The following is a 22,608-nucleotide window of genomic DNA, read 5'->3' on the forward strand; positions in this document are numbered from 1 at the left end:
TGCCTATTTTGGGAGCAATCTGAAGCAGGGGAGAATCGGCATGTTCAGGCTGGAAGATCTGACCTTATTTGTCCGCGCCGCGGCACTGGGCAGTTTTAGCGACGCCGCGCGCGAGGCGGGGCAGCAACCGGCGCAGGTGAGCGCGGCGATTAAGCGTCTGGAGACAATCCTCAATATTCGCCTGTTCGCCCGCTCGACCCGCAGCCTGCGCCTGACGCCGGAGGGGGAGACCTGGCTGCCGTATGCCACCCAGATGCTCGATACCCTCGAGGCCGGCCTGCAGAAGATCCAGACCCCGGACGATGAAATTCGCGGCATGCTGCAGATCGCCGTGCCGTCGGATCTCGGGCGTAACCTGCTCCTGACCCTGTTCCGCGACTTTCGGCAACGCCACCCGGCGCTGCGCCTGCGGCTGCTCTTTTCCGACCAGCTGACCGACGTGTTTAAAGATCCGGTGGACGTCGCGTTTCGCTATGGCAATAACGATGACGCCTCGTTTATTTCGCTGCCGGTGGCGCCGGAAAATCGTCGGGTGCTGGTGGCCTCTCCTGAGTGGATCGCCCGCCACGGCGAGCCGCAGACCCTTGAGGAGCTCGGCCAGCACAATGCGTTGATCTATATATTGCGCGGCCGCCCGTTCGACCGCTGGTCGCTGAGCCTCGACGGCGAAGTCCTGCAGCAGAAGGTCTCCGGCACGGTGATGAGCGACGACGCGGAGGTGATCCGCCGGCTGGCGGTGGCCGGGGAGGGCATTGCCTATAAATCGATGCTCGACGTCAGCGACGATCTGCGGGCGGGTCGCCTGCGGCGCCTGCTGCCGCGTTACCAGGGGGATGTGGTGCCGTTGAACCTGATTTGTCCGCACCGCAAACAGCTCTCTGCCGCGGTGCGTTTGTTATATGAAGAGGTGAAATCACATTGTGAAGGGCTTAATGTCTAACTAAGGTCGCGAAGTAGTAGACCAGCGGGACGGCCAGCACCCACAGGCCAATCGGGATTTCCCGCCACTTACCGGCGATGGCCTTGATCACAATGTAAAACAGCAGCCCGCCGGCGATGCCGGTGCCGAAGCTGTTGGCGATGAGGGTGATCATCACCATCATCAGCACCGGCAGGCCGTCGGTGAAGTTGCCAAGATCCACTTTGCGCAGGCCGCTGAACATGTTCAGGCCGATCAGGATCAGCGCCGGGGCGGTGGCCTCCTTCGGGATCATCAGCGCCACCGGCGTGAACAGCAGCATCAGCAGGAACATCACCGCCGCTGACAGCGCGGTGAGGCCGGTTTTGCCGCCGGCTTCCGCCGCCGCCGAGGACTCAATCAGCGCCGTTGCCGCCGGAATACCTACCCACGGGCCGAGCGCCGCGGCAATCGAATCGACCATAAACGGGCGATTAATCTGCGGCATGTTGCCTTCTTCATCCAGCAGACCCGCCTCGCCGCCCACCGCCAGCGTCGTCCCCATGGTGGAGAAAAACTCAGAAGCGAAAAAGACGAACAGGAACGGCAGGAAGGCGATGTTTAACGCCCCCAGCAGGTCAACCTCTCCCAGCACCGGGGCCAGCGAGTGGGGGACATCGATAAAATGCGTCGGCAGTTTCGTGACGCCGAACGGGATCCCCACCAGGGTAGCGCACAGAATGGCCCACAAAATGGCGCCCGGCACCTTACGCGCCTGCAGGGCTATCGCCAGGAACAGGCCGCACAGCGCCACCAGCGCGCCGGGGGCGAGGAAGTCGCCGAGCATCAGGGCGTTGGTTTTGGCATTGGCGAGCACCAGCCCGGCGTTGCGAAAGCCGAGGACGGCGACGAACAGGCCGATGGAGGCCGTCAGCCCCAGCTTGATCGACTGCGGCACCGAGCGGGTGACCACTTCGCGCAGGCCAAAGCGGGTCAGCAGGAAGAAGAGAACCCCCGACCAGCAGGCGATCCCGAGGCCTGTCTGCCAGCCAATCCCCTCGCTACCGGCCAGCGTGACCCCCACCAGCACCGAGCCGCCAATGCCCGGGCCGACGATAAACGGCAGGTTGGCGTAAAACGCCATCAGCAGCGAGCCGACGACGAAGACCAGAATGGTGCCGGTGGTGGCGGCGCCTTTGTCCATTCCGCCGATCGCCAGCAGTCCCGGGATGACCACCAGTAAATAGGCGGCGGCGAGAAAACCGGTGATCCCGGCCAGGCATTCGCTGCGCAGCGTGCCGCCGCGCGAGCGCAGCGCAAAGCGGCGCTCCAGCCAGTTATCGCGGGCGGAAGAGTGAAGTGTGTTATCGGCCATGCTCAGGCTCCCTGAGGATTATTGTTGTGAGGCGTTGGCGCCGGGGTTTCCCGGCAGGCTATCAACGGGTCGACTATCTGGCGGCTGCCGCCGTCGGTCAGACCCAAATCGGTTAAATGCGGCCCGGCGTTACAGGCAAGACAGGTGCCTTCAATGGCCTTAAAGACCCGGTACGGCGGCTCCCAGTCGGCGACTTTGCTGCTCAGATCGCGCAGCTCGCGGAACTGACGCGCCAGCTCGGCGGCCGGGAGATCCGACAGCATGCCGGCAATCGGCATCGCCACATGGGCGAGGATCTCGCCCCGTTGCGCCAGCGTCATCCCGCCGCCGGAGGCGATAAGCTGGTTGGCCGCCTGCGCCATATCCTCAGCATTGCGCCCGAGCACCACCAGATTGTGTGAATCGTGGGAATAGCTGGTGGCGATGGCGCCGCGCAGCTCGCCCCAGCCTTCAAGCAGGGCGATTTGCGGCGTCGCCTGATGGCGGCCGTGGCGGTGCTTGACCCAGATCAGGCTGAAGCCGGCGGGCAGCTGGACCTGGCCGTCTCGGATCTGCACTTCGACCTCGCCCCACTGGGTGAAGCGCGCGCCGCGGATATGGCGCAGGCGGGCGACGCCGTGGCGAATGCCCTTGATGCGCAGGATAAAGTCATCGGCGGCGAGGGGGGCTATCTGCAAGGTATCGCGCGGCGGCGTCACGCCCGGCGCCGGGGCGATCGGCTTCAGCAGGCGGCCGGCATGGGCCAGCCGTTCCCCGCCAACGTAGACTTCGCGGGCCGCCAGTTTCTCCAGGGAATCAAACACCACCAGGTCGGCGCGACGCCCGGCGGCAATCAGCCCGAGATCGTGGCGCTGCAGGCGAATAGCGGCGTTGAGGGTGGCGAAACGCAGCGCATCGACCGCCGGTAATCCATGCTCGATCAGCAGGTTGAGCAGGGCGATGATCCCGCCTTTCTCCAGCAGCATATCCGGCGGCACGTCATCGGTGCAGACGGTGATCTGCGAGGAGAGGTGCGGCAGCGTTTTCAACGCCGCCACGATCTCCGGCAGCAGGTAGGGGTGCGAGCCGCGGATCTCGATCGTCAGCCCGGCGCGCAGTTTTTCCAGCGCGTCGTCCGCCGAGGTCAGTTCATGATCGGAGGTGACGCCGGCGGCGAGGTAGGCCTGCAGGTCGGCGCCGCTCAGCCCGCGGGCGTGGCCTTCAATCAGTTTTCCGCTGTTGAGACCGGCCTGGACAATCTCCTGCATCCGCTCGCTGCCGTGCAGCACGCCATGCATATCCATCACTTCCGCCACGCCGCGCACTTCCGGCCAGCCGAGCATGGTCTCCATTTCCGCGCCGGCGAAATCGGCGCCGGACATTTCGAGGCCGGGGGTGGAGGGCACGCTCGACGGCGCGGCGACCATCACCTGCAGCGGCAGGTGGCGGCTGGCGTCTACCGCGTAACGCACGCCCTCGACGCCGAGCACATTGGCCAGCTCATGCGGATCCCAGAACACCGCGGTGGTGCCCTGGGTGAGGACGATTTCGGCGTAGCGCTCGGGCGGCAGGTGGGAGCTTTCGAGGTGCACGTGGGTGTCCATCAGGCCGGGCGACAGGTAGCCGCCGGACAGGGAACGCACTTCATGGGCGTCGACGCGGCTGCCGCGCGGGTGGACGCTGGCGATCATCTCGCCGACGATACCGACGTCAGCCGGGCGGATTTCGCCCGTGGCCATATCGACGATCTGCGCATCGACCAGCAGCAGATCAAACGGGGATTCGCCGCGCGCGGCCTGCACGGCGCGACGGCGGACTTGAGCATTGCTGGACATAACCACTCCGGCACAAGGATAATGCGGATACTCTAGGGGCACAGCAAACGTTTGCCCAGATGAATAAATTTATCACCCGATAAGCTCGGGTTATTGTGCAGGACCACCGTAGCGAACCCGATGATGAACGAACCCTGGCAGCGGCTGCCCGCGCTCTCTCTTAAACAGCTTCAGTATTTCGTCACCCTGGCCCAGCTGCGCCATTTTACCGATACCGCCAGTCGGCTGGCGATTAGCCAGCCGGCGCTGAGCAGCGCTCTGCGGCAGATTGAAACGGTGCTCGGCGGCAAGCTGGTCAACCGCACCGCTTCGGCGGTCACCCTGACTGAACTGGGGGCGGCGATTTTACCCCACGCCCAGCGGATCCTCAGCGTGGCGCAGGCGGCCTTTTTCGATATGCAGCAGATCGTCGAGGCGGGCGGCGACGGGACGGTGCGCATCGGCCTGGTGCCGTCGGTCAGTTCGCTGCTGTTTCCGCTGCTGCCGCAGACCCTGGCCCAGGCCTTTCCCCGCCTGCGTATTGAATTTCACGATCAGACCAACGATGCGCTCATCCAGGCGCTGTTGCGCGGCGAGATTGATTTCGGCATCGGGGCGATCGACAGCTCACTGCCCGCAGAACTGCTGGTCTATCCGCTGCGCGACGATCCCTTCGTGGCGGTGCTGCACCGCGACGATCCGCTGGCCGCGCAAGCGCATCTGCCGTGGAAACAGCTGGTGGGGCGGGACATTGCCGTCTTCTCGAAGGGCAATATTCAGCGGCTGGTGGCGGCATTAGTGGAGAGCCATCGCCTGACGCTGACCACCCGCTACCAGGTGGACTATATCGAAACCCTGTATGGCCTGGTGCGCTCGCGCTTAGCGGTGGCGATACTGCCGGAGCTGTACACCACCCATCTGCAGGACCCGGCGCTCAAGGTCGCCCAGCTGCAGCAGCCGGCGTTGACCCGCACGGTGGCCCTGATGCGCGGGCCGCAGGCGCTGCCGCCGCTTATCGAAGACTGTTTTTCCCTGCTGCAGGCTGCCTTGCGCTAGGGCAGGTGCTTGATCAGCACGTCTATGGTCAAGTGGTTGATGTACTCCAGCGAGTGTGAGGAGAGGACGCCCAGCAGCCGGTTATGGTGCCCGGCAATAATTAAATCGATCTGCCGCTGTCGAACGCAGGTTTCGACATCTTCAAAGCGGCGGGTGGTCACCAGCGAGAGGGTATCCACCGGCAGGGAGACGGTGCAGGCCAGCTCGTTGAGCAGGGCTTTGGCCTGGATCACCTCCTGCGAGACCTGATCGTCGCGCAGGCTGTCGGAAACATAGTTCAGCGCCCGGTAGTCGGTGCTGATGTGGGCGATAGTGATGCGCATGCCGTTCTCTTCCGCCATTCTGGCGGCATGCTCGAGCAGCGGGACGCCGTCCTGACTGCTGTTAATCAGTACCAGCGCATGGTGATAAAGCGCCATAAATACCTCCGCGCAAAAAAGTTGTCCTCAGCGTATTTTGAGCCGCGGGCGGGGGGATGGCAAACCCTCGGCGCGTTTGCCTGAAGATAAAATTCCCCCGCGGCCTGGCAGGCGGCGGGGGAGCGTGGGGCGCGTTGCGCTTACGGGGTGACGATGTTGAACCAGAAGGCAAAGGTGTCCATATAGCTCAGCATTTCGTCGAGCTTAGCGCCATTGCCGCTAATGTTAACCTCGCCGTTGGCCTGAGCTTGCTTCAGCGTCTCCTGTTTCAGGATGATCTTATTCAGGGTGTCGCGGCTGAGCGAGATGCTGGCGTCTGCGTTGTCGGCTACCGCATTGGCGGTATGGTTAAGCACGCCGTTTTCCAGCTCCAGTTTGTACTTGCCGCCGTCTTTACCGAGGTCGATGTTAAAGACCGCTTTAGCCGCCCCGGCTTTTTCGCCGTTGATATGCACCCCGAGGTAATCGAAGAACATTTCCGGCGTCATCGCCCGCACGGTATCCGGACTGGCGGTGTTCGGCGTCGGCAGTTTCTGCACGCCGTTACGCAGCTCCTGAGCGCCGGTGAGGTAGAAGTTGCGCCAGGTCCCGGCTTCCGCCTGATACCCGAGCTGCTCCAGGGCGTCGGCTTCCAGATGACGCGCCTGCTGATTGTTCGGATCGGCGAAGACGATTTTGCTGGTCACCTGCGCCACCCAGCGGTAGTTCCCCTGCTGGTAGTCGGCTTTGGCTTTCTGCATGATGGCATCGGCGCCGCCCATATATTCCACGAACTTCTTCGCCGCCTGCTCTGGCGGCAGCTCGTCGAGGGTGGCCGGGTTGCCGTCGAACCAGCCGAGGTAGAAGACGTAGGTCGCTTTTACATCGTGGCTGACGGAACCGTAGTAGCCGCGGCTGGACCACTGTTTCTCAAGGGACTCCGGCAGCTTGAAGTTGGCGGCGATCTCATCGCGGGTCATGCCCAAATTCGCCATCCGCAGAGTCTGGTCGTTGATATAGCGATACATATCGCGCTGACCTTTCATCAGCTTAACGATATTGTCGTTGCCCCAGGTCGGCCAGTGGTGCTGCGCGATAATCACTTCCGCATCGTTGCCCCAGCGGTCGATGGCGGCGTTGATGTATTTCGACCACGCCAGCGGATCGCGGATTTTGGCGCCGCGCAGCGAGTAGGTGTTGTGCAGGGTATGGGTGACATCCTCTGCCGCCTCGATCATTTTCTTCTCTTTGACATACCACAGCATCTCAGACGGCGCTTCCGAGCCCGGCGCCATCATAAAGTCATAGGTCAGGCCGTCGATCACTTCCTGCTGACCGGTATGGGTAATGTAGTTGGTCGGCGGGATCAGCGTGACGGTACCCGCCGAGGTGGTGGTGCCGAGACCGGCGCCAACCTGACCTTTGGCGTCCGGCTTCAGCAGGTTGCCATACATATAGCTGGCGCGGCGGCTCATTGCGGTACCGGCCATGATATTTTCGGAAACCGCTTCTTCCATAAAGCCGTCCGGGGCGTAAATCTTCACTTTTCCGGCTTTGACATCGGCTTCATCCACCACCCCGCGGATACCGCCGTAGTGGTCCACATGGCTGTGGGTAAACAGCACCGCCACCACCGGTTTTTTCGGCCGGTGGGCAAAATAGAGCGCCAGAGCCTCTTTAGCCGGTTCGGCGCTTAGCAGCGGGTCGATGATGGTGATCCCGGTTTTGCCTTCAATAATGGTCATATTGGAAAGATCGAGATTACGGATCTGGTAAACGCCGTCGGTGACTTTGAACAGACCGCCGATATTAAGCAGCTGCGACTGTCGCCAGAGGCTGGGATTGACGGTGTCCGGCGCCTTTTCGCCCTCTTTGACGAAATTATATTTGGCCGGATCCCAGATAATATTTCCCTGGTCACCTTTGAGCATCGCCGGCGGCAGGGGCGCGATAAATCCCTGATGGGCGTTGTTAAAGTCGGTTTTATCCGCAAACGGCAGTTTACGGTATAGCGCCTGGTTCGCCTCCCGCGTGGCCGGTGTGGCATCCTGTTGTTGCGCGGCGGCAAAGGCGGTTACCGACAAAGACGATAACATTCCGGCCAGCGCCAGATTTTTGGCTATCTGATTTAATTTCATCACTACCTCTCAGGTAATTTATTATGCGGAAATAAAAAATATCTCCCGCTTAAAAAGTGAATGGCTTGTCGTTTATTCTAAAGACTAATATTCCGCTGAATAGTCCCATATGGGACTGGCGCGGCGCCGCTAAAGGATCTCCTCGTCTTTAGCAGGCGAGGGCTGCTATACTGTCGCTAACGGCGCAGGCGAGGGCAGAAAATGAATTTCCAGGAAATACATAGTTATTATAAGACGTTAGCCATAGCCGACTTTTTTGCCGATATCCTCGTGGAAGGTGAAGAGGTTATTCTCGCCGCCAATAAAAAATGGTGCCCGCAACCGGGGTATATTTATTTTTGTACCGAGGGTTCGCTATCCATATTAATGCCGGATGATGGGTTGAATATCGGTAATACTATTGAGCATATGCCGATTGGCCTGATGGAACGGTATTGCCCGCTGGCGAAATTTGAATATACCGGAAGCGCAACCGTGACGCTGCGTAAAATTTCCTACGCCACTTTTGATCGCCTTTTTATTGCAACCCACCCGCAGCGCATTGAGGCGCTGGCGAAGGTGTTGGTGTTCATGAGTATCTTTACCATCGACCTGCACAATGAACGTCGCCAGGTCACCAGCTACCAGACGATTCGTCCGATGCTGTATCGCTATTTGTATCGGCAGCATACGCATGAGGGTGAAAATGAGGGGCTGGCGTTATTTATCATCCGGCGTACCAATCTTTCGCGCACTCATGTGTTTCGCGTGCTGGCGGACTTAAAGGCGGGGGGATATATCACGATGAAACGTGGCAAACTGATCTCTATCGATCGACCGCTGCCTGCGGAGTACTGACCGGGCAGGAGAGGGTAACAAGGCAGAATGCTCTGTCTTGTTACCCACGACGCCTGTCAGCGAATCATTACGGCGTCACGATGTTAAACCAGAAGTCAAACGGGTCCATATAGCCTAACATCTCATCGAGTTTAGCCCCGTTACCGCTGATTTTAACTTCCCCTTTATCTTCCGCCTGCTTCAGGGTCTCTTCTTTGAGAATGATTTTATTCAGGGTAGCGCGATCCAGCGTCAGGGTGGCATCCGCCTCTTTGGCTTGCGCATTGGCGGTGTGGTTCAGCACGCCGTTTTCCAGTTCCAGTTTATATTTACCGCCGTCATTGCCCAGATCGATATTGAAGACCGACTTCGCATTGCCCGCTTTTTCGCCATTAATATGGACCGCCAGATAATCAAAGAACATTTCCGGGGTCATGGCGCGGACGGTGTCCGGGCTGGCGGTGTTCGGGGTCGGACCTTTCACCACGCCATTGCGCAGTTCCTGGGCGCCGGTAAGGTAGAAATTACGCCACGGGCCGGACTCCGCCTGATAGCCTAATTGCTCCAGGGCATCGGCTTCCAGATGACGCGCCTGCTGGTTGTTAGGGTCGGCGAAGACGACTATGCTCACCACCTGGGCAACCCAGCGGTAGTTACCCTGGTCGTAATCCTCTTTCGCTTTCTTCAGGATGGCATCCGCGCCGCCCATGTACTCGACGAACTTCTTCGCCGCTTCTTCCGGCGGCAGTTCGTCAAGGGTGGCCGGGTTGCCGTCGAACCAGCCGAGATACAGCACGTAGGTGGCCTTCACATCGTGGCTGACCGAGCCGTAGTAGCCGCGGTTAGCCCATGTATTGGCGAGGCCGTCCGGCAGCTTAAAGTTAGCGGCGATTTCATCGCGGGTCAGGCCTTCGTTAGCCATCCGCAGGGTCTGGTCGTTGATGTAACGATACAGGTCACGCTGACTCTTCAGCAGGTTAACCACGTTCTCGTTGCCCCAGGTTGGCCAGTGGTGCTGGGCCATTATGATCTCAGCCTTATCGCCCCAGCGAACGATCGCCTGGTTGATATATTTCGACCACGGCAGCGGCTCACGGATCTTCGCCCCGCGCAGCGAGTAGGTGTTATGCAGGGTGTGGGTGACATCCTCTGCGGATTCGATCAATTTCTTCTCTTCGATATACCACAGCATTTCTGACGGCGCTTCGGAGCCTGGCGCCAGCATGAAGTCATAGGTCAGGCCGTCGATCACCTCTTTCTGGCCATCCTTATCAATGATGTTGGTTGGCGCAATCAGGGTGACGGTGCCTGCCGAGGTGGTCGTCCCCAGGCCCGCGCCCACCTGGCCTTTAGCGTCCGGCTTCAGCAGGTTGCCGTACATATAGCTGGCGCGGCGGCTCATGACGTTCCCGGCCATGATATTTTCCGCCACCGCCGCTTCCATAAATCCGGACGGCGCGTAGATTTTTACTTTACCCGCTTTGACGTCGGCTTCATCAACCACGCCGCGCACGCCACCGTAATGGTCAACGTGGCTGTGGGTGTAGATCACCGCGACGACCGGTTTTTTACCCCGGTTTTTATAGTAGAGATCCATGCCGACTTTGGCGGTTTCAGCCGAGACCAGCGGGTCTACGACGGTGATCCCCTCTTTGCCCTCAATGATTGTCATATTGGAGAGATCGAGGTTGCGGATCTGGTAGACCCCGTCGGTGACTTCAAACAGGCCGCTGATGTTGATCAGCTGCGACTGACGCCACAGGCTCGGGTTTACGGTTTCTGGCGCTTTTTCCCCTTCTTTAATGAAGGCGTACTGGCCCGGATCCCAGATGACATTGCCCTGTTCGCCTTTGATGACCTCTGGCGGCAGGGCGGCAATAAAGCCTTTATGCGCATTGGTGAAATCGGTGTTATCGGAGAAGGGGAGTTGGTTGTAGAGGGCATCGTTCGCTTTTTTGGTCGCTTCGGTTGCCTCTTTGGCTGACGTATCTGCCCAGGCGGCGAAAGCGAGACTACTCAACATGCCCGCTAACGCTAACCCTTTCACTATCGGGGTTAATTTCATTGGAATCCTCATTTATTGCATGGTTCGTTCGGTTTTACCGATTTAACGCAGGTGACTGTTTGTTACAGATTTTTTAAATATAACCACACATTTACATTCATCCAGTTTTGCTTGCAAAAAACATATTTTTAATCAGAAATTACGCCTTTTGTATTAGCTGGCGGACGGGGAAAAAAGCCGGTCAGCTTGTGTTACACCGCCACATTTCATATCCTGCTTCAGGAAAATGTTGTACCGCTTTTATGACTCGGGGTGCCCTTCTTCGTTGAAGGCTGAGAAATACCCGTACCACCTGATCTGGATAATGCCAGCGTAGGGAAGTCAGAGACCGCAGGGTCATTGCTTCTACCTCGTCTGGCGGGAGCAAACCATGCCTGAGCTGTTGAATCCCGCGCCTGTCGCGCACCTGCGCCATCTGCTGCGCGCCCATTCCCCCCTTGTGCACTGCATGACCAATGACGTGGTGCAGACCTTTACCGCCAATGTCCTGCTGGCCGTCGGCGCCTCGCCGGCGATGGTGATCGATCCCCGCGAAGCGGCGCAGTTCGCCGCCATCGCCGATGCGCTGTTAATCAACGTCGGCACCCTGACCGAAGATCGCGCAGTGGCCATGCGTGCTGCAGTGGAGCAGGCCCGCCAGGCCGGCAAGCCCTGGACGCTGGATCCGGTGGCGGTCGGCGCCCTGACCGTGCGCACGGCCTTTTGTCACGCGCTGCTGGCCTTCCAGCCGGCGGCCATTCGCGGGAATGCCTCCGAAATTCTGGCGCTGGCCGGGATGAGCGCCGGCGGGCGCGGGGTGGATACCACCGATACGGCCGCCGCGGCGCTGCCGGCGGCCCAGGCGCTGGCTCGTCAGTTGACCACTGTCGTGGCGGTCACCGGTGAGGTGGATTACGTCACCGACGGCGAGCAGGTGCTCAGCGTGGCGGGCGGCAGTGCGCTGATGACCCGGGTGGTGGGCACCGGCTGCGCGCTGTCGGCGGTGGTGGCGGCGAGCGCGGCGCTGCCGGGAGACCGGCTGGAAAACGTGGCCGCCGCCTGCGGGCTCATGAAACAGGCCGGGGAAATCGCCGCCCGTCACGGGGGGCCCGGGAGCTTTGTTCCGGCGTTTCTCGACGCGCTGTATCAGGAGGTGCGCGCATGAAACGCATCAATGCTCTGACCATCGCCGGCACCGATCCCAGCGGCGGGGCCGGTATCCAGGCCGATCTGAAAACCTTCTCCGCGCTGGGGGCCTACGGCTGCTCGGCGATCACCGCCCTGGTGGCGCAGAATACCCGCGGCGTGCAGTCGGTCTATCGTATTGAACCGGACTTTGTGGCGGCGCAGCTTGATTCGGTGTTCAGCGATGTGCGCATCGATACCACCAAAATCGGCATGCTGGCGGAAACCGATATTGTGGAAGCCGTGGCCGAGCGGCTGGCGCGCTACCGGGTGGCCAACGTGGTGCTGGATACCGTCATGCTGGCGAAAAGCGGCGATCCGCTGCTGTCGGCCTCGGCGGTGGAGACCCTGCGTCAACGATTGTTGCCGCAGGTGTCGCTGATCACCCCGAACCTGCCGGAAGCGGCCGCCCTGCTTGATGCACCCCATGCGCGCAACGAGCGCGAAATGCTGGAGCAGGGGCGGGCGCTGCTGGCGCTGGGCTGCGGCGCGGTATTGATGAAGGGCGGCCATCTCGACGATGCCGAGAGCCCGGACTGGCTCTTCACCCGCGAAGGGGAACAGCGATTTACCGCGCCGCGAGTACAGACCAAAAACACGCACGGCACCGGCTGCACGCTCTCGGCGGCGCTGGCGGCGCTGCGTCCGCGTCACGCCGACTGGGCGGCCACCGTTACCGAGGCCAAGGCCTGGCTGTCGGCGGCCCTGGCGCAGGCCGACTCCCTGGAGGTGGGCCACGGCATCGGGCCGGTGCACCATTTCCATGCCTGGTGGTAAATGGCAGCGTAACGGGACAGCAGAATCTCCTGAAAAAATGCCCTCCCGGCTGGAAAATAGGCTAAGTCGGTACCAGGCTTAACCTGCCCAAAATAATTGGGTTGGGATAATGCATGCCGGCTCCGGCCGACCTTACGGGAGATTGCTATGACTGATATTACGCAGTTGCTGGGCAAAGATGCCGAGAGCCTTTTGCAGCACCGTTGTATAACCATTCCGGCCGACCAGCTGTATCTGCCTGGCGCAGATTATGTTGATCGGGTGATGGTGGATAACAACCGGCCGCCGGCGGTGCTACGCAATATGCAAACCCTGTACAACACCGGACGACTGGGGGGGACCGGCTACCTGTCCATTCTGCCGGTCGACCAGGGCGTGGAGCACTCGGCGGGGGCCTCCTTCGCCGCCAACCCGCTGTACTTTGATCCGAAAAATATCGTCGAGCTGGCGATCGAAGCCGGCTGTAACTGCGTGGCGTCGACCTACGGCGTGCTGGCCTCGGTGTCGCGCCGTTACGCGCATCGTATTCCTTTCCTGGTGAAGCTCAACCATAACGAAACGCTGAGCTACCCCACCGAGTACGACCAGACCCTCTACGCCAGCGTTGAGCAGGCGTTCAATATGGGGGCGGTGGCCGTGGGCGCGACGATCTATTTCGGCTCGGAACAATCGCGTCGTCAGATAGAAGAGATCTCCGCGGCCTTTGAGCGGGCCCATGAGCTGGGCCTGGTCACCGTGCTGTGGGCCTATCTGCGCAATTCGGCATTCAAGAAAGACGGTGTCGACTACCATGTTTCCGCTGACCTGACCGGTCAGGCCAACCACCTGGCGGCCACCATCGGCGCCGATATCGTCAAGCAAAAGATGGCGGAGAATAACGGCGGCTACAAAGCGGTTAACTTCGGCTATACCGACGACCGGGTGTACAGCAAACTGACCAGCGATAACCCCATCGATCTGGTGCGCTACCAGCTGGCCAACTGCTACATGGGCCGCGCCGGGCTGATTAACTCCGGCGGTGCGGCGGGCGGGGAGACCGACCTTGCCGACGCGGTGCGCACGGCGGTGATCAATAAACGCGCCGGCGGCATGGGGCTGATCCTTGGCCGCAAAGCGTTTAAGAAATCGATGGCCGACGGCGTGAAGCTGATCAATGCCGTACAGGATGTCTATCTCGACGGGAAAGTGACTATCGCCTGATAAGCACCAGTATCGTTGGGTTCCCCGGTGGCGCGACGCGCACCGGGGTTACCGTTTTGTATGTGTCCTCAGTCCGCGCCGTTAGCGCGTCAGCAGCCAGCGCGCGGTATGTTCATCGGTCACCAGACCGTTGATCCAGCCGCCTTTAAGGGCGGCCAGGATCGCCGGTCGTTTGTATTCTCCACAGGCCGCGGCAATCCGCGGGCAGTGGTTCTGGCGGATATCATAGCTGGTGATCATGCGGTTGATCTCGCTGTCTACCACCTCGCCTTCTGCATCGATAAACCGCCCGAGGATCTCCCCGATGCCGCCGCGGGCGGTCACCTCATCCATCTGCGCCTGATTGATAAAGCCGTCTTTAAAGATGGGACTTTGCGTGCCCAGCGGACCAATGCCGACAAAAATGACGTCCGCCTCCCGGGCGACGCCAGAGACGCTGCGGAATAAGCGATTGGTGCACCACATCTCATACTCATCCGCGGTCTGGGCGTAGCGCGGCGCAGGCCACTGATAGTACTTGGCCTTAATTTTGCGGGTGAGCAGCAGGGGCACGTCATCGTAATAGTTGCACTGCCCGTCGGCGTCCATGGCGCTGATCAGCGCCACGCAGCGGGTATTCAGGCTGTCGAAATCGATGCGCTGCAGCGCTTTTTTCAGGGTCAGTCCCGAGCCCAGGCCGATGATTTTCTCTTTATCATCCTGCAGATAGCGAGCCATCAGCTGATAGCAACCAAACGATACGCTGTCGAGGGTACTCTCTTCGCTAAAGGCGGGGACCACATTGCATTCGATAAGCCGGTACTTTTCCTGCAACAACTGCGCATAATCGAGGCAGTTCGCCACCGGATGGTGCAGATTAATCGACACAATCCCTTCTTCTTTCGCGGCGGCGATCAGCCGTTGCACCACCGGTCTGGAGGTGCCCAACTGGCTGGCGATCTCGCTTTGATTCTGGCCGGCGATGTAGTACATCCATGCGGCACGCACCTTCTGATCCAACCGGATATCGTCTTCTTTACTCATGGTTTCCCGCCCTAAGTTGCTGGCCAGGGCACGCAATTGGCCCGGCGAATATCCGCATTCTCGCCGTGGTTGCCATAACTGGCAAGCTTTTGCTCTTTTCTGGTCATTTGTAATTTAATTGGGTAATTGCTCTTTTGTGATCCGTGGATCTTATTTTGGTCAAATGATCAATTACAGTGGCGCCATCCACTCAAGGAGAGCAGAACATGAACAATCAATTCACATGGCTTCATATCGGTCTGGGTTCTTTTCATCGCGCGCATCAGGCGTGGTATCTGCACCGTCTGATCGCTTCCGGCGATAAGCGCTGGCGCATCGCGGCGGGCAATATTCGCAATGACGCCGAGCAGGTGGTGCAGGCGCTGGCGGCGCAGGACGGACGTTACGTCCTGGAGACCGTCAGCCCGGAAGGGGAGCGTGAATATGAAGAGATCACCTCAATTCAGAAACTGCTGCCGTGGCAGGCCGGGCTGCAGCCGCTGATTAACGAAGGGGCCAACCCGCAAACCAAAGTTATCGCCTTTACCGTGACGGAAGGGGGGTACTACCTGAATACCCGCCATCAGCTGGAAACCAGCAACCCCGATCTGCAGGCTGACCTGAAAGGCGAATGCAAAACCATTTACGGCACCCTCGCGCGAATTCTGGAAAAGCGCATGGCGGACAACGCCGGGCCGCTGACCCTGCTCAACTGCGACAACGTGCGTCATAACGGCGAGCGCTTCCACGACGGGATGGTGGAGTTCCTGCAACTTACCGGCAAACAGGCGGTGATTGACTGGATGGCGGCCAATACCACCTGTCCGAACACCATGGTGGACCGCATCACCCCGCGCCCGGCGGCCGATCTGCCGGCCCGTATCAAAGCGCAAACCGGCATTGACGATAAGGCGCCGGTCATGGGCGAGACCTTTATCCAGTGGGTGGTGGAGAACAATTTCCGCGATGCCCGCCCGAACCTGGAAGCGGTCGGCGTGGAGATGGTCGAGTCGGTTATCCCGTATGAAGAGGCGAAAATCCGCATCCTGAACGCGTCGCACAGCTGCATTGCGTGGGCGGGGACCTTAATCGGCCAGCAGTATATTCACGAAAGCACGCTCACCGATGTTATCTACGCCATTGCCGACCGCTACGTCACGGAAGATGTGATCCCATGCCTGGGCGATAACGGCATTGATTTGCCGACCTACCGCGATGTGGTGCTCAAGCGCTTTACCAACCCGCATATCCAGGACACCAACCAGCGCGTCGCCGCCGACGGTTTCTCGAAAATTCCGGCGATGATCGCCCCAACCCTGCAGGAGTGCTATCAGCGCGGCGTCCGCCCGGAAGCGACCGCCATGCTGCCGGCGCTGTTCTTCGTCTTTATGGAGCAGTGGCATAAGGGAACCCTGCCGTATCAGTACCAGGACGGCATCCTGGATGAGCAGGCGGTGCATGAGATGTATGAGGCTCAGGATCCGCTGGCTGTCTTCGCCCGCGATAAAGCCCTGTTTGGTGACCTGGCCGACAACGCGGATTTCCTGGCGCTGATGCGCGAGAAAGTCGCCGCCGTTTACACGCTGATTAAATAAGAGGTGGCTATGTATCTGGGTATTGATCTTGGCACATCGGAAGTCAAAGCGCTGGTCATTGATGAGAACAATCAGGTTATCGCCAGCCATAGCGCGCCGCTGAGCATTCAGCGGCCTCATCCGCACTGGTCAGAACAGTCGCCGGAGTTATGGTGGGAGGCGACGGAGTATCTGATGGCCACGCTGCGGGAAAAATGCACCCAGCACTGGCCGGCCGTCAAGGCGATTGGCCTCTCCGGACAGATGCACGGCGCGGTGTTGCTGGATGAAAAGGGGGAGACGATCCGTCCGGCCATTCTGTGGAATGACACCCGCTGCGCCGCAGAGTGCGCTGAGCTGGAGGAGATGGCGCCGGAGCTGCATCAGGTGGCGGGCAACCTGGCGATGCCCGGCTTTACCGCGCCGAAGCTGCTGTGGGTGCGTCGTCACGAGCCGCAAAACTTTCAGCGCACCGCCACGGTGCTGCTGCCGAAGGATTATCTGCGCTACCGGATGACCGGGAAGAAAGTCTCCGATATGTCGGACGCCGCCGGGACGCTGTGGCTGGACGTGGCGAAGCGCGACTGGTCCGATGCGCTGCTGGACAAGTGCGGTCTGTCGCGCAGCCAGATGCCGACGCTGGTGGAAGGCTGCGAGGTTTCCGCCACCCTTGACCCGCAGGTGGCCGAACGCTGGGGGCTGAACGCCTCGGTGGTGGTGGCCGGGGGCGGCGGCGATAACGCGGTCAGCGCCATTGGCGTCGGGGCGGTTTCACCGGGGGACGCGTTTATTTCTCTCGGTACCTCAGGGGTGCTGTTTGTGGTAACCGACGCCTATCGTCCGGCGCCGCAGTCGGCGGTCCATGCGTTTTGTCACGTTCTGCCGAACCTGTGGCATCAGATGAGCGTGATGCTCAGCGCCGCCAGCTGTTTGCAGTGGTTCTGCCGCCTGACCGGCACCACGGAGGTGGCGCTGCTGGCGGAGATTGCCGAGCTAAGCGAGGAGGAGAAAGCCAACGCGCCGTTCTTCCTGCCCTATCTCTCCGGGGAACGTACCCCGCATAACGATCCTGACGCTCGCGGCATGTTCTGGGGTATGACCCACTCCAGCCTGCGCGCCCAGCTCGGCTACGCGGTGCTGGAGGGGGTGAGCTTTGGCATCAACGACGGCCTGCAGGTATTGAAAGAGAGCGGGACGCCGATCGCGCAGTGCTCGCTGGTGGGCGGGGGCGCCCGCAGTCCGTTCTGGGCCCAGCTGCTGGCCGATATTCTCGCTATGCCGGTGGTGACCCACAAAGGCGGAGAGACCGGCGGCGCGCTGGGCGCGGCGCGGCTGGCCTGCCTGGCGGCGGGCAAACCGGTTGCCGCGGTATGTGAAAAACCGGAAGTCTGGCAGACCTGGCGTGCGGATCCCGTTCGCCACCACACCCTGATGCAACGCTACGCGCAGTTTAAAGCCCTGTATTTAAACGATCTGCATTATCGGCAGCATTAATTTTTATCAACATAACCGCTCCGGTGAACTGACCGGAGCGGCCTCCTGTACCCTGAAAACGAGGTCATTATGTCTATCAATAATAAACAGTGGCTCGGTTTACCCCTGAACCTGCTCTGGGGATACATCGCCATTGCCGTATTTATGACCGGCGACGGTTTTGAATTAGCCTTTCTCTCGCACTATATCAAAGCGCTCGGATTCTCCCCGGCGGAGGCCTCCTTTGCCTTTACCCTCTATGGCCTGGCCGCCGCGCTGTCGGCGTGGATTTCCGGCGTGGTGGCGGAAATTATTACGCCGCTGAAAACCATGATGATTGGCTTCGTGCTGTGGTGCGTATTCCACGTGCTGTTCCTCGTTTTCGGCCTCGGTCACGCCAACTATGCGCTGATCCTGGTTTTCTACGGCATTCGCGGCTTCGCGTATCCGCTATTCCTTTACTCGTTTATCGTGGCGATTGTCCATAACGTCAAAAGCGACAACGCCAGCTCGGCCATCGGCTGGTTCTGGGCGGTCTATTCCATCGGCATCGGCGTCTTCGGCAGCTATATTCCGAGTTTCACCATTCCGCACATTGGCGAAATGGGCACCCTGTGGCTGGCGCTGGCCTTCTGCGTTACCGGGGGCGTGATTGCGCTAGCTTCCCTGCGCCATATTAAAACGCCGCAGCATATGCAGAACCTGACCACCCGCGAGAAGTTTGCCGAGCTGGGCCGCGCCGCGACGCTGCTCTATACCAACCGCAATATTCTGCTGTCGAGCATGGTGCGAATTATCAATACGCTCTCGCTTTTCGGCTTTGCGGTGATTATGCCGATGATGTTCGTCGATGAGCTGGGCTTTAGCACCTCGGAATGGCTCCAGGTGTGGGCGGTCTTCTTCTTTACCACCATTTTCTCTAACGTGCTGTGGGGCATTCTGGGCGAAAAACTGGGCTGGATGAAGGTGGTGCGCTGGTTTGGCTGCATCGGGATGGCGCTCTCCAGCCTGGCGTTTTACTACATCCCTCAGCACTTTGGCCACAGCTTTGCGATGGCGCTGATCCCGGCCATCGCCCTGGGGATCTTTGTCGCCGCCTTCGTGCCGCTGGCCGCCGTGTTCCCGGCGCTGGAGCCGAAGCACAAAGGCGCGGCGATTTCGGTGTATAACCTGTCGGCGGGGATGTCGAACTTTCTCGCACCGGCGATCGCCGTGGTGCTGCTGCCGTTCTTCAGCACCATTGGGGTCGTCATCGCCTATACCGCATTGTACGTGGTGGCCTTTTTCCTCTGTGCGTTTATCCGCGTCGAGCAGCCTGGATTTTCCCACAAGGAAGCGCCGGCCAGCGAGCAGGTGGAGTTCTCTTAAGGTGATGCGGCTGGCGTGCCAGGCATGCCAGCCTTAATGAGGTGAATGATGAGTATTCAGGCAGTGATTTTTGACATGGATGGCGTGATTATTGATTCCGAAAGCCTGTGGCGGCAGGCGCAAATCGACGCCCTCGCGCAGTGGGGGGCAACGGCGAGCGTGGCTGAGTGTGAAACCCTGACCAAAGGCAAGCGCCTCGATGAGATCGCCGGCACCTGGTGCCGCTATTTTCAGCTTAACCTTGCCCCGTCGCTGCTGGAAGACGCCATATTGCAGCGCATCACCGGCCTGATCGCCGCCGAAGGCGAGCCGATGCGCGGGGTGCATGAGGCGTTACGCTATTTTCGCCATGCCGGCTATAACATTGCCCTCGCCACCTCCTCGTCCCGGCAGGTTATCGCCGCCGTGCTGAACAAGCTCTCGCTGTGGCACTTTTTTGACGTGATCTCCAGCGCGGATGATGAACCACGTGGCAAGCCGCATCCGGCGGTGTATCTGACGACGTTGGATAAGCTTAATCTCGACGCCAGCCGGTGCCTGGTGATCGAAGACAGCTTCAACGGCTTTTGCGCGGCTCAGGCCGCGGGTATTCCTACGGTGGTGGTTGCCGAAGATAGCCAGCACGCGCGTTTTCAGGCCGCCGTGGGCCGCTATCAAACCTTACCTGAACTGCTGGAAGCGCTTACCGCCGAGCCAGAGGCGGCGTTTTAAGTAACCATTAGTGGGCGCAGACATTCCCGGGGTGTAGCTGGTCGGTTAATCTCTTCTCTGCGCTCACGCCCCATTTATAGCTTTTATCCGCGGGAGAGGGGCAGGGGGCTGCGCCGAACCGGTGTTTTGCCGGGTGGCGGCTGACGCCTGACCCGGCCTACATAGACTTACCGGATGGCGCGGCGCTTGTCCGTGCTGCATGAGAGCCGCGGACCGCAGGCCCGGCAAGCGCAGCGCCGCCGGGCGATGGGCGCCTGTCCGCCTCAGCGCAACAGCGGGCAGTCGGGCGGCAGCCGGCAGCGCAGGGCTGCCGGTAACAGCTCCATGCGGAAAGTTTTGCCGGTCAGCGGTTCGCCGTCGAGGTTAAACGTCATCTCATGGGGGGCGGTGATCTCAAACCACGAGGAGACGCCGTCGACAATATTCGGCGAGTTTTCCGGATTCGCCAGGGTGCTGAAGAGGGCAGGGATCAGCTCTTCGCCGGTGAAAATGCGCAGATGCAGCAGGCCGTCGTTAATCAACGCCTCCGGACACAGCTGCTGGCCGCCGCCCGCCTGGCGGCCGTTGCCGATGCCGATGACCAGCGCATCGCCCTGCCAGTGAAAGTTCTCCCCGCGGATCTCGCAGCGGTCCGGCTTCAGGGTATCCATGCGCATCAGGCCGTGGATTAAATAAGAGACACCGCCGAGCGCGGCTTTGAGTTTTTCCGGCGTTTCGGTGGTGATCCGGGTGCCGAACCCGCCGGTCGCCATATTAATAAAGCCGGTCTTATCATTAACCCGGGCGATATCTATCGGCACATCGCGGCCGACGATCGCCAGCTTCAGGGCGCTGGCCAGATCCTGCGGAATACCGACGCTGGTGGCGAAGTCGTTGGCCGTGCCCAGCGGTAAAATCCCCAGCGCCATCCTGCTGCCGCGCTCCACCAGCGCCGTCGCCACTTCATTAATGGTGCCGTCGCCGCCGCCGGCGATCACCGTTTCAACGTTCAGCTGCAGGGCTTCATCGATAAACCGTACGGCATCGCCCTTTTCCCAGGTGACGCGGACGTGAATATCGATCCCTTCGTCACGCAACAGGTTAACCGCCTCGCGTAGCTGCGGTTCATTGGCACCTTTGCCGTTAAGGATCAGTAAGCTGGCAGTAAACGTAGACATCATCAAGGGAACCTTTATTGCTCAATGTTGCATAAAGTGTACCGCATGACGCCAGCGAAGGCCGGAGGAGAGACAAAAAAATAAGCCCGCGTAAGGGAGATTACGCAGGCTAAGGAGGTGGTTCCTGGTACAACTAGCATTTATGGGTTATGTTTTTCAGCGAAATGGATGATACCTGTTTCGATCGAAACGGTATGTGATCCGATTCTAATATCCTTACATCGTGAAAAAATAACGCAAATTAACTAGTTACCGTGCGGATTTCTGGTTGTCTGACCAGTAAAGTTGCGCATCAGCAGCGCATACTGCAGGGGCAGGTCATCCGGCACAGGCAACCATACGGTATAGCCGTCGCCCGGGGCCACCGGCATGGCTTCGCCTTTGCCATTTTCCATCTGCTCGAGGGTGAAGTTGACGTTACCCTGCGGGGTCATCAGTTCCAGACTGTCGCCAACGCTGAACTTATTTTTGACCGCCACAGCCGCCAGCGGGCCGTTACGCTCCCCGGTGAATTCGCCGACAAACTGCTGGCGCTCGGAGAGGGAGTAGCCGTACTCGTAGTTCTGATAATCGTCATGGGTATGGCGGCGCAGGAAGCCTTCGGTGTACCCGCGATGGGCCAGCCCTTCCAGCGTTTCCAGCAAGCTGGTATCGAACGGTTTGCCGGCGGCAGCGTCGTCGATTGCCTTGCGGTAAACCTGTGCGGTGCGCGCGCAGTAATAGAAGGATTTGGTGCGGCCTTCGATCTTCAGCGAGTGAACGCCCATCTGGGTCAGACGCTCAACGTGGGCGATAGCCCGCAGATCTTTCGAGTTCATGATGTAGGTGCCGTGCTCGTCCTCGAAGGCGGTCATGTACTCGCCCGGGCGTTTGGCTTCCTCGATCATAAAGACTTTATCGGTCGGCGCGCCGATGCCGAGGGTTGGCTCCACGGTCTGCACCGGGATCGGCTCATATTTGTGGACGATGTTGCCGACGTCGTCCTCTTTGCCTTCCGCCACGTTATATTCCCAGCGGCAGGCGTTGGTGCAGGTTCCCTGGTTCGGGTCGCGTTTGTTGATATACCCGGAGAGCAGGCAGCGGCCGGAGTAGGCCATGCACAGCGCGCCGTGGACGAAAATCTCAATTTCCATCTCCGGCACCTGGCGGCGAATTTCTTCGATTTCATCCAGCGACAGTTCACGCGACAGGATCACGCGGGTCAGCCCCATCTGCTGCCAGAATTTGACCGTCGCCCAGTTGACGGCGTTGGCCTGCACCGAAAGATGGATCGGCATATCCGGAAAGTTTTCCCGCACCAGCATGATTAAACCCGGGTCGGACATGATCAGCGCGTCCGGCCCCATCTCCACCACCGGCTTCAGATCGCGAATAAACGTTTTCAGCTTGGCGTTATGCGGGGCGATGTTGACCACCACATAGAATTTTTTACCCAGCGCGTGGGCTTCATTGATGCCGAGCTGCAGATTTTCGTGATTGAATTCGTTGTTACGCACGCGCAGCGAGTAGCGCGGCTGGCCGGCATAAACGGCATCGGCGCCATAGGCGAAAGCGTAACGCATATTCTTCAGCGTTCCCGCCGGGGAAAGGAGTTCTGGTTTAAACATGGTGTTCTCGTTCTGATGACAGGTCAGATTCGCCGC

At 60.0% G+C, this 22,608-nt stretch carries 18 protein-coding genes and 1 riboswitch; of the genes, 10 read left to right on the top strand and 8 right to left on the bottom strand.

Annotation, left to right across the window (positions count from 1 at the left end; genetic code table 11):
- Positions 1–40 precede the first annotated feature (40 nt).
- A complete protein-coding gene (locus LGM20_RS08095; protein ID WP_032453496.1) occupies positions 41–940 on the top strand; it encodes a LysR family transcriptional regulator in 900 nt (299 codons plus the stop codon).
- Here the strand turns inward: LGM20_RS08095 and LGM20_RS08100 are convergent.
- Positions 930–2,273, bottom strand: coding sequence for an NCS2 family permease (locus LGM20_RS08100; RefSeq protein ID WP_023290415.1), 1,344 nt, complete (start codon positions 2,271–2,273; stop codon positions 930–932). The two genes, LGM20_RS08095 and LGM20_RS08100, sit on opposite strands and share 11 nt — an antisense overlap.
- Before the next feature lie 2 nt (positions 2,274–2,275).
- The gene (locus tag LGM20_RS08105) at positions 2,276–4,087 is read right to left on the bottom strand and encodes an adenine deaminase (protein ID WP_044524194.1); all 1,812 of its coding nucleotides are present in this window, start codon (positions 4,085–4,087) and stop codon (positions 2,276–2,278) included.
- A 120-nt stretch (positions 4,088–4,207) separates the two neighbouring features.
- Here LGM20_RS08105 and LGM20_RS08110 point away from each other — a divergent pair, with 120 nt between their 5' ends.
- On the top strand, positions 4,208–5,122 hold the full coding sequence (locus LGM20_RS08110) for a LysR family transcriptional regulator (RefSeq protein ID WP_044524193.1): 915 nt from the start codon (positions 4,208–4,210) through the stop codon (positions 5,120–5,122).
- Here LGM20_RS08110 and LGM20_RS08115 read toward each other — a convergent pair.
- Positions 5,119–5,541, bottom strand: coding sequence for a universal stress protein (locus LGM20_RS08115; protein ID WP_023290412.1), 423 nt, complete (start codon positions 5,539–5,541; stop codon positions 5,119–5,121). The genes LGM20_RS08110 and LGM20_RS08115 overlap by 4 nt on opposite strands.
- Positions 5,542–5,681: 140 nt before the next feature.
- Positions 5,682–7,658, bottom strand: coding sequence for an alkyl/aryl-sulfatase (locus tag LGM20_RS08120; protein WP_044524191.1), 1,977 nt, complete (start codon positions 7,656–7,658; stop codon positions 5,682–5,684).
- A gap of 201 nt (positions 7,659–7,859) precedes the next feature.
- Here LGM20_RS08120 and LGM20_RS08125 point away from each other — a divergent pair, with 201 nt between their 5' ends.
- Entirely contained in the window at positions 7,860–8,495 is a 636-nt protein-coding gene (locus LGM20_RS08125; protein ID WP_044524189.1) for a helix-turn-helix domain-containing protein, read from the top strand.
- A gap of 67 nt (positions 8,496–8,562) precedes the next feature.
- Here the strand turns inward: LGM20_RS08125 and LGM20_RS08130 are convergent, their stop codons facing one another.
- The gene (locus LGM20_RS08130; RefSeq protein WP_044524187.1) at positions 8,563–10,539 is read right to left on the bottom strand and encodes an alkyl/aryl-sulfatase; all 1,977 of its coding nucleotides are present in this window, start codon (positions 10,537–10,539) and stop codon (positions 8,563–8,565) included.
- Between the two features lie 238 nt (positions 10,540–10,777).
- Positions 10,778–10,875, top strand: a riboswitch (TPP riboswitch).
- A gap of 34 nt (positions 10,876–10,909) precedes the next feature.
- Here LGM20_RS08130 and thiM point away from each other — a divergent pair.
- From thiM to fbaB, 3 genes are all read left to right on the top strand, one after another.
- Positions 10,910–11,683: a hydroxyethylthiazole kinase gene (gene thiM / locus LGM20_RS08135; protein ID WP_044524185.1), complete on the top strand. Its 774-nt coding sequence runs from the start codon at positions 10,910–10,912 to the stop codon at positions 11,681–11,683.
- Positions 11,680–12,480, top strand: coding sequence for a bifunctional hydroxymethylpyrimidine kinase/phosphomethylpyrimidine kinase (thiD, locus tag LGM20_RS08140; protein WP_009307429.1), 801 nt, complete (start codon positions 11,680–11,682; stop codon positions 12,478–12,480). The genes thiM and thiD overlap by 4 nt, the downstream gene beginning before the upstream one ends.
- Positions 12,481–12,627: 147 nt before the next feature.
- The gene (gene fbaB / locus LGM20_RS08145) at positions 12,628–13,680 is read left to right on the top strand and encodes a class I fructose-bisphosphate aldolase (RefSeq protein ID WP_004201578.1); all 1,053 of its coding nucleotides are present in this window, start codon (positions 12,628–12,630) and stop codon (positions 13,678–13,680) included.
- An 81-nt stretch (positions 13,681–13,761) separates the two neighbouring features.
- Here fbaB and LGM20_RS08150 read toward each other — a convergent pair whose 3' ends face one another.
- Positions 13,762–14,703, bottom strand: a complete 942-nt coding sequence (locus LGM20_RS08150; protein ID WP_044524179.1) for a sugar-binding transcriptional regulator — start codon at positions 14,701–14,703, stop codon at positions 13,762–13,764.
- Between the two features lie 206 nt (positions 14,704–14,909).
- On the opposite strand from LGM20_RS08150, the gene dalD reads away from it, so the two are divergent.
- The 4 genes from dalD to LGM20_RS08170 all read left to right on the top strand — a co-directional run bounded on the left by dalD (position 14,910) and on the right by LGM20_RS08170 (position 19,808).
- A complete protein-coding gene (dalD, locus tag LGM20_RS08155; protein ID WP_044524177.1) occupies positions 14,910–16,277 on the top strand; it encodes a D-arabinitol 4-dehydrogenase in 1,368 nt (455 codons plus the stop codon).
- 9 nt (positions 16,278–16,286) lie between these two features.
- On the top strand, positions 16,287–17,750 hold the full coding sequence (xylB, locus tag LGM20_RS08160) for a xylulokinase (RefSeq protein ID WP_044524175.1): 1,464 nt from the start codon (positions 16,287–16,289) through the stop codon (positions 17,748–17,750).
- Between the two features lie 69 nt (positions 17,751–17,819).
- Entirely contained in the window at positions 17,820–19,097 is a 1,278-nt protein-coding gene (gene dalT / locus LGM20_RS08165) for a D-arabinitol transporter (protein WP_032453479.1), read from the top strand.
- A gap of 48 nt (positions 19,098–19,145) precedes the next feature.
- Positions 19,146–19,808, top strand: coding sequence for an HAD family hydrolase (locus LGM20_RS08170; protein WP_044524173.1), 663 nt, complete (start codon positions 19,146–19,148; stop codon positions 19,806–19,808).
- Positions 19,809–20,071: 263 nt separating this feature from the next.
- Here the strand turns inward: LGM20_RS08170 and yegS are convergent, their stop codons facing one another.
- Both yegS and trhP read right to left on the bottom strand, forming a co-directional pair.
- A complete protein-coding gene (gene yegS, locus LGM20_RS08175) occupies positions 20,072–20,968 on the bottom strand; it encodes a lipid kinase YegS (protein ID WP_023290399.1) in 897 nt (298 codons plus the stop codon).
- Positions 20,969–21,210: 242 nt separating this feature from the next.
- Entirely contained in the window at positions 21,211–22,572 is a 1,362-nt protein-coding gene (gene trhP / locus LGM20_RS08180; RefSeq protein ID WP_032428934.1) for a prephenate-dependent tRNA uridine(34) hydroxylase TrhP, read from the bottom strand.
- Positions 22,573–22,608 lie beyond the last annotated feature (36 nt).

The organism is Klebsiella quasipneumoniae subsp. quasipneumoniae (genome assembly GCF_020525925.1).
GTDB lineage: Bacteria > Pseudomonadota > Gammaproteobacteria > Enterobacterales > Enterobacteriaceae > Klebsiella > Klebsiella quasipneumoniae.